At 40.9% G+C, this 7334-nt stretch carries 6 protein-coding genes and 1 riboswitch; all 6 genes read right to left on the bottom strand.

Annotated features, from left to right (window positions below; genetic code table 11):
• On the bottom strand, positions 1 to 2503 hold a 2503-nt coding region (locus ACI4WO_RS06830), incomplete at its 3' end, for a CAP domain-containing protein (RefSeq protein ID WP_439806808.1).
• Between the two features lie 416 nt (positions 2504 to 2919).
• Entirely contained in the window at positions 2920 to 3747 is an 828-nt protein-coding gene (folK, locus tag ACI4WO_RS06825; protein WP_439806807.1) for a 2-amino-4-hydroxy-6-hydroxymethyldihydropteridine diphosphokinase, read from the bottom strand.
• Positions 3748 to 3755: 8 nt separating this feature from the next.
• A complete protein-coding gene (gene folP / locus ACI4WO_RS06820; protein ID WP_439806806.1) occupies positions 3756 to 4568 on the bottom strand; it encodes a dihydropteroate synthase in 813 nt (270 codons plus the stop codon).
• Positions 4569 to 4585: 17 nt separating this feature from the next.
• Positions 4586 to 5068: an HD domain-containing protein gene (locus ACI4WO_RS06815; protein WP_439806805.1), complete on the bottom strand. Its 483-nt coding sequence runs from the start codon at positions 5066 to 5068 to the stop codon at positions 4586 to 4588.
• On the bottom strand, positions 5055 to 6377 hold the full coding sequence (locus tag ACI4WO_RS06810; RefSeq protein ID WP_439806804.1) for a bifunctional folylpolyglutamate synthase/dihydrofolate synthase: 1323 nt from the start codon (positions 6375 to 6377) through the stop codon (positions 5055 to 5057). The genes ACI4WO_RS06815 and ACI4WO_RS06810 overlap by 14 nt, the downstream gene beginning before the upstream one ends.
• Positions 6378 to 6485: 108 nt before the next feature.
• Positions 6486 to 6587, bottom strand: a riboswitch (THF riboswitch).
• Between the two features lie 91 nt (positions 6588 to 6678).
• The gene (locus ACI4WO_RS06805; RefSeq protein WP_439806803.1) at positions 6679 to 7146 is read right to left on the bottom strand and encodes a dihydrofolate reductase; all 468 of its coding nucleotides are present in this window, start codon (positions 7144 to 7146) and stop codon (positions 6679 to 6681) included.
• Between the last annotated feature and the right edge of the window lie 188 nt (positions 7147 to 7334).

The raw sequence follows: 7334 nt of genomic DNA, 5'->3' as shown, positions 1-7334 counted from the left end.
CAATTTCAGCCGGGATATCAACAGATACCGCTGATTCATTACAACCAGTTATTAAAGCATAATCATAAATGCCATCATCGTCACTGTCATATTTTTCATAGCTTAAATAATTTGGTTTTTCAAATTCTTTAACTGTAATAGTACCGCCAAATGTAGAAACTGAATCAGCAAGGTCATCACCTGAGAAAATAATAAATCCATCTACTTGTGGAACTTTCACATTATATACTGTTCCGGATTCTGCATCTTCAGGAATTGTAAAGTCAATAGCAGCTATAGCACCATCAGTTAAACTGTTATCAGTAAAAGCAACTACCGAAACAATTCCATCAGCTGTTGATGATGCGACACTAGCTTTGCTGACACTATATACTTCATCTGCAATAAGAGATGAATCATGTTCTATAATTAAATCCACAGCTGAAAAATCGTTATCAGCTGCCACATTTATATACATAGTCACAGTTTCTCCCGGTGCACCCTCACAGTCTGACAACCAGAGTGCCGGCGCAGTTATATCGTCACGCAAAACAGAAACCTCACACTCATAGCAAGTTCCGTCTTCTGTTGTGGCATAAATAGTTGCCGTACCCAATCCGTTAGCTGTTACAAGGCCGCTGTCTGAAACTGATGCAACAGCATCATTGCTTGAGGACCAGCTTGCTTCAATTGCTTCACCATCACTATATAGTACAGAAAGCATTCTGCTTTCTCTGATATTAAGTGACATTGCTGTCTGGGATAAATGCGGAACATTATTAACTGTAATTTTTCCTCCTGATACAGATACTGTATCAGCAGTATCTTCGCCGTCAAATATTCTAAAACTGTTTAACTGTTCTACTGAAATGTCATATATTGTGCCATCTACAGCATCTTCAGGAATTGTAAAATCAATAGTAGCGACTGTACCATCAGCAATTGCATAATCCTTATAAGCCACAATAGTTACATATCCGTCACCAGCATCGGAAGACCAGCTGCATATAGGTGAAGAAGCCTTGCTTGCTGCAAGAGCTGCGTCTTCCCATGTAAGAACTGCCTCAAGAGACTCCAGATTATTATCCGCAGCAACAGCTATTTCTAACGTTACAGTTTCTCCCGGCGACCCTGTTACACTGCTAACACTTAAACTTTCGTTTCCTGAAGGATAACCAGTAATTGGCATATTAACTATATCCAAAAGCAGAGAATCTGGGTTCTTATATATTTGAGCCAGGTACCTGGCAATTACAGCAGCATCATGTGCATTAATTTCACGTTTTCCGTACCAATCTGTATTCTGCTCAGAAATGCTTTCATCAGCATTTGCAAGGAATAAAGCAAAATCACCCTCTGTGTCAGTCAGTGTCGTGTTCTTTGAACCATACAGCTGAGCACGATCATTAGCAATGAATGCACAATCACGGGCATTAACTTTATGGTCGCAGTTAGCGTCACCGCGCTGACCGATCTTAACGTACATAGCACCTTCACATGTTGCTCCATTGTATGTTACTGTAAATGGAACATCATAATCAAAGTATTTACCATCATATGTGTTTTCTGGAGTTGCACCACCAAAGTCAATTGTTACATCGGCTGTAATATCTTCATCCCAACTCATAACAGTAATCCATGATGTATCAAATGATGTTTCATCAGCAAAATACCAGTTAACGTTATTGCCATCAGCATCAATCATGTCATCGTCAATTGAAATGCTTAATGAAACGGCTGTGACCGCCGTATCATAGCTTAATGAATCGTCTGTGACCGCCGGGGTTGTAGTTGTTGTAGTTGTGGCTGCCTTTGTTGTAGTTGTAGTCGTAGTTGTCACCTTATCATAGCTTAACGAAACGGCTGTGACCGCCGGGGTTGTAGTTGTTGTGCTTGTGGCTGCCTTTGTTGTAGTTGTAGTCGTAGTTGTCACCTTATCATAGCTTAACGAAACGGCTGTGACCGCCGGAGTTGTTGTGGCTGTCGGAATCGGATCTGTCGGATCAATAAAAAGCTGAACCCAGTAATATCCATATGTAGTATCGGGATCGTATACAACACCTACTCCGATTTCCGAATATGACGAATCCATCAGGTTAGCATAATGTCCGGATGAATTAATCCACTGATTCATCGTAGCATCTGCAGTTGAATTTCCTGCCGCAATGTTTTCCGCACAGCCCCAGTAACCGATATTATAATCATCTAATACTGTAAAACATGAAGTGCCGTCAGGTCTTGTATGCTCAAAATTTTCCGTTATTTCCTCTGCCCTGAGCATTGCTGCATCTGTCAGCGTTTCATTCAGAGTAACGGGAGCTATACCCTCTTTTGCTCTTTCCTCATTTACAAGTTCTACAACACGCTCAATTTTCTCACGTGTTTCATCCTGTTCGCTTGTAACTGCCAATACTTCCGCATCAGTGTTATCAGCAAAAGATGTCATTACAAAGCTTCCGCTTAAAGCACTTATTGCACATGCAGCGGAAACAGCCGCACTTACAAGCCGCTTAAAAAAATCCATAAAAATCCTCCTTATTAAAACAAATTATACCTTTATTTTACCATTTTGTTATAGTCTTGTCAATAAGCCAATAATATTATTAAAACCAGCAATTTTACGTAATCTAAATTTGTATTTGAAAAATAAAATACAGATAAAATAGTCTGCGAAAATCTTACACCAATTTAATCCAGTCACAATCTTCCGGAAGTTTGCCCCATGAGATTTCATCATATGGATTGGAGAGGAAACCTGTTTTACTCTATTGTTCTGCTGTTTGAAAATGATTAAAGCCCCGAAATGTCACTGTTTCGGAGCTTTCAGTTTGTTGAAAATGATATTTAATTTAAAAGTTTTGGTCAAGCTTTTTTAAAAGCTTGTGGGGTGCATGGGGCAAAGTCCCTGCTCGCCGCTCACATAATTGTTTTCCTTTTGTGTCAATTTAATGAATGTACAAGCTGTGCAACAGTTTTTTTCAGAACAGGATGTCTTTTGTTTGGCGCAATTTCGCACAGTGGATTTAATACAAAGGAACGTAAATGCATTTCCGCATGAGGAATGATCAGGTCATCCGTTTCCATGACAATATCATCATACATTAAAATATCAAGATCCAGCGTCCTCGGACCCCAGCGGACAATACGTTCCCTGTGTGCAGCCTGTTCGATTTCATGGAGTTTTTCCAGTAACTCCTCCGGAGTCAGGAGCGTTTTCAGCATCAGACAGGCATTGAGAAAATCATCCTGTTCAACACCGCCGTAAGGCTCTGTAACATAGTAAGAGGATACTTTTTCAACATGGCAGCCCTTTGTTTCGTCAAGTGATTTTACTGCATTATCCAGATAAGCTTTTTTGTCACCTAAATTTGAACCAAGTCCCAGATAGGCTATATGCCAGAATCTGCTGATTTTTACAGAAACTGTTTTTAAGGGAAGTCCTACAGGAGCCCACGGTTTTTTCAGTTCCAGTGTTACACCTTTTAAAATAGTATAACGAATAAGAAGCGCCTCTGCCAGTTTCTCTGCTGCGGCTTCTATCAGCTTGCATGGGTAGGTCTTTGTATATTCTGTTATAAAATGGCAGACTTCACCGTAATCCACAGATTTTTCCAGACAGTCAGTTTTTCCTGCATTTCTGCTGTCAACGTACATTGTAAGAGATATCAGAAATTTCTGTCCGAGTCTGGTTTCCTCCGGAAATACACCGTGATTTGCAAAGACTTCCAGATCTTCAATGTTTATTTCGTCATATGGCAGTGTGTTCATATAATGTTTCACTTTCCCCCGCGTAAAATTGCCTGTGTCATGCGGATAGCTCTATAATTCTCTTTTACATCATGTACCCGTACAAAGGCTGCTTTTTTCTGAACTCCTATTACTGTGGTAACGATCGTACCCTCTACCCGCTGGTCAGCAGGAAGATCAAGAGTAAGTCCGATAACTGATTTTCTTGATGTGGCAAGCAGTACCGGATATCCCAGTTCCGTCAGCCATTCCAGATGATTTATAGCTGTCAGATTGTGTTCATAAGTCTTTCCAAAACCTATACCCGGATCCAGAATGATATTATTATCCGCAATGCCTGCTTCCTTTGCAATGGTCAGTGAATCTTTTATGTCCTGTATCATATCCTCCTGAAAATTTTCGTATTCTGCCTTTTCACGGTTGTGCATCAGGCAGCATGGAACATCATATTTAGCAGTAAGCTCTGCAACTTTTCTGTCATATTTTAGTCCCCATATGTCATTTACCATGTCTGCACCAGCTTTCAAAGCGGCTTCTACTACTTCGCTTTTATAGCTGTCAACAGATACGGGAATATCAAAGTTCTTTTTCACCATTTCAATTACCGGAACAACACGATCGATCTCTTCCTGTACACTTATCTGTACATGACCGGGACGTGTGGATTCGCCGCCTATATCAATAATGGAAGCCCCCTCATTTATCATGTCTGCAGTATGCTGTTTTGCTCGTTCAATATCATTCCACATGCCGCCGTCTGAAAAGGAGTCCGGCGTCACATTCAGAATGCCCATAATATAGCAGTCATTTTCCACATCAAATATTCGGTTTCCGATTTTCATAATTTTTACTCCTTTACTTATATGTCCAGATTCAGGTTCTTCTTCTGTCTGCTCCAGTTACATAATTTCTCCGCCTCGCAAAACATACATGGACGGGATTTTTTATCCGCTCTGTAAATAAGTCCGGCAAGGTCATCTTTTTTTGCAGATTCATCAGTTCTGTGTTGAGCTATTGCAGTTATGATTTCATTTTGCTCCTGTGTATCAAATCCACAGTCCCTTAGTATGTCACCTGCCAGCATTGCACTTGCTTTATCATGAGGTATACCCTCCAGATATTCAAGATGTCTGCCAATATCATGAAGCAGAGCGGCTGCATAGATCAATTCCTTTGAAATATTCAGATTCCGTTCCAGACTTTCAATATATGCCAGTCTTGCAACATCAAGAAAATGGTTTGTATCATGACCACAGAAGATACGATTCTGTTCAAGCAGGCGGTTTTTTTCTACATAACTACGCCATAATGCATGACCACAGATTTTATCAATCCTCTCCATAATCTATGCTCCTTTCGGCATATTTTCCGTAGTCCATTACAGCCTTTTCCGCTTCAGCGAGAAAAGAAAGAGAACCGAAAATAATAACAGCATCTTCATCTTCTGCCTGTGCCATAGTTTTTGAAACTGCCTGCTGTATGCTGTCCGCTGCTTCTACAGAGGGATTTACTGCAGCAACTGCTTGGGCAAGTGATTTTGCCGGCATTGCCCGTGGATTATCTTTGGTTTCTACTGTTATAATATGCTCAGCAAGCGGAGCTGTAAGTGCAATGACCTTCTGATAGTCCTTATCCTGAAACATACCGAAAATATAGTAAAGCTTTTTCTCTTTAAAATAAAGTTTCAGGGAACGCCGAAGTTCTTCTGCCGCTGCCGGATTATGTGCACCGTCCAGAACAACTGCGGGATTTTTTTGGATTAAAGTAAACCGTCCTCTCCATTTGGTATTAAGAAGTCCCTCATAAACCTGACGGTCAGAAATTAAAAATCCCACCGTTCGCAGTGCTTCTACAGCCTCCAGTGCCAGTGCCGCATTTTGTATCTGATAGCTCCCTGCAAGGGAAATCACAATATTTTTCCATGAACGATATGTAAAGAACTGCCGCTCATAGCCGTAGTATATGCTGCTGATAGCAGAAGAATCAACCATGTGATAACTGCAGTTATTCTTCCGGCAGGTTTCTGTGATAACTTTTTCTGCCTCCTGCTGCTGTGCCGCAGAAACAACTATGGTATCAGGCTTTATAATACCGGCTTTCTCAGCAGCAATTTTTTCAAGTGTATCACCAAGAACTGTCATGTGATCCATGCTGATAGAGGTTATGATTTCCAGCACTGTTGTACTGATAACATTTGTTGCGTCCTGTGCACCTCCAAGTCCGGTTTCCAGCACTACAATGTCACATTGCTTTTCCTTGAAATAAAGAAAAGCCATTGCTGTTTCCGCTTCAAACAGTGTTGGGATATCTTCGCCATTTTCACTCATTTTTTCTATTGCTTCCGCTATGGCGGTGACATGAATAGCAAGTGCCTCTCTTTCAATCTCTTTTTCGTCCACCTGAATACGTTCACGATATGAAAACAGTGTGGGAGAAATATAACGTCCGGTTCTGTAACCTGCACCGGTTAAAACAGTTGAAAGATATGCCAGTACAGAACCCTTGCCGTTTGTTCCGGCAATATGAATAAATTTCAGTGAGTCCTGGGGATTCCCAAGCAGTTCAAGCAGTGATCTCATGCGTTCCAGACCAAGAACACTGCCCTTTCCGGAAAGTCCGTTCAGATAATTCCTGGCTTGTATATAATCCATGCTGTTTTCCTCCGTATATACGTCTGTATTTATCAGGACGCAAAAAGGGCGTCCCCCATTGTCTGAATTTGCCACATAGAGGACACCGTGTTATTATATCCAGTATGCAGCAGCGGGATGCGGAAACCGAACCGCAAAACATTACGTTTCTTCGTCCCTCCGGCAACTCCCCGTCCGAAAGGCACTTTACGCTCGGTTTACTACTCTGCCATTATGTTTTTATCATATCACATTAAGAATACAATGTCAATAGCGGAATCTAAAATCTATCCGTTTCTCATGAAACACATATTAACATCTTTTATCTGCGTGTATAGGTGACATAAGTGTAAGGAAACTCCCCTGAACATTCCTTTATTGTCTCCTTTATAAATGACTCCTGACTAAAATCCGGAAAAAAGGTATCTCCTTCAAATTCGGCATCAATTTCTGTAATATACATCTTTTCTGCCATGGGAAGAGCCTCCGCATACAGTGCAGCTCCGCCGGAAATGAAAATATCGTGATCTCCTGCCAATGCAATCGCATCCGGCAATGAACTTACAGTATAACAATTTTCTCCTGTAAACTGTCTTGTACCGGACACAATAATATTAATGCGATCGGGAAGCGGTTTTCCGATCTCCTCGTAAGTGCGTCTTCCCATAATAACGGCATTTCCGGTTGTAAGTACACGAAAGCGGCTCTGTTCTCCCGATATGCTCCAGGGAATACGTCCGTTTTTTCCGATTACACGATTGCGGTCAAATGCGGCAATTATTGCTATCATTCCGTTACTGACTCCTTTTCCTGTTTCTATATCAATTCAATTTTTTATAATATGATTATGAAAGGTACCTACAAAAACATAGAATTATACTAATATTTTATCACTAAACCCTGTATTTGTCAATAAATGCAAAAAGCGGACGAAACCGTCCGCTCGAAAATAAAATTTATTGCTTGAATTTATTTGCC

Origin of the sequence: Porcipelethomonas sp. (genome assembly GCF_051893655.1) — a bacterium.
Taxonomy (GTDB): Bacteria; Bacillota; Clostridia; order Oscillospirales; family Ruminococcaceae; genus Porcipelethomonas.
Note: the sequence above shows the minus strand (reverse complement) of the source record. Positions and strands in the feature narration are given on the sequence as shown.

What these genes read in the sequence shown, in the direction of transcription:
- folK (WP_439806807.1), bottom strand. Translation starts at nt 3,747, where the DNA reads ATGAACACACTGCCATATGACGAAATAAACATTGAAGATCTGGAAGTC.
- folP (WP_439806806.1), bottom strand. Translation starts at nt 4,568, where the DNA reads ATGAAAATCGGAAACCGAATATTTGATGTGGAAAATGACTGCTATATT.
- ACI4WO_RS06815 (WP_439806805.1), bottom strand. Translation starts at nt 5,068, where the DNA reads ATGGAGAGGATTGATAAAATCTGTGGTCATGCATTATGGCGTAGTTAT.
- ACI4WO_RS06810 (WP_439806804.1), bottom strand. Translation starts at nt 6,377, where the DNA reads ATGGATTATATACAAGCCAGGAATTATCTGAACGGACTTTCCGGAAAG.
- ACI4WO_RS06805 (WP_439806803.1), bottom strand. Translation starts at nt 7,146, where the DNA reads ATGATAGCAATAATTGCCGCATTTGACCGCAATCGTGTAATCGGAAAA.